The organism is Streptomyces griseorubiginosus (assembly GCF_017614965.1).
In the GTDB taxonomy this organism is placed as follows: domain Bacteria; phylum Actinomycetota; class Actinomycetes; order Streptomycetales; family Streptomycetaceae; genus Streptomyces; species Streptomyces griseorubiginosus_B.
Window position 1 is genome coordinate 1 of the sequence record NZ_WVUG01000722.1, and the last position, 537, is coordinate 537.

General features: G+C 75.2%; 1 protein-coding gene. It reads right to left on the bottom strand.

Annotation, left to right across the window (positions count from 1 at the left end; translation table 11 throughout):
- The coding region (locus GRC12_RS44960) for a hypothetical protein (protein WP_439959968.1) at nucleotides 1-287 on the bottom strand (287 nt) is incomplete at its 3' end.
- Nucleotides 288-537: the final 250 nt, after the last annotated feature.

Consider the following 537-nt stretch of genomic DNA (forward strand, 5'->3'; position numbering starts at 1 on the left):
CAGCGAGGGTCGTCCTCGCCGAACGGCACGAACGCGACGGGCGTCTGGACGCCGGCCGGCGGAAGGGGCGGGGGCTCATGGGCGCCGGCCTCCGGGGATCGGAGCTCGACGGCCGCCGGTTCCAGTGGAGTGTGGTCGCCCTGGCGCAACGCCGAGCCCTTCGAGACCTTCGGGGACCGTACGCCGACGCCGGGTGCCTGGAACGACAGGAACGCCGAGGCCGAGCGCGGGGGGAGTGCGTCCGCGGGCGCGAATGACGCCTGGTCCCCGGCGGGGAACAACGGCACCGAGGGCACGGATGCGGTACGCCGGTCTGGTCCCGAGCGTGCGTCGGGTCCGGAAGGTGCGGCAGGTGGCCACCCCGCAGGCCCCGGCGCCCAGCGCCGAGCGAGCACGGACGCGGGGCCGAAGAACGACTCGTCCCGTTCTTCCAACGGGCCCCAGTTCCGCTTCCCACGCCTGCACGCGCCGACGCTCCGAGACGCCGACTCCGAGACCCCGCCTCCACCTCCGGCCTCGGCCCGCTTCCCGGACACC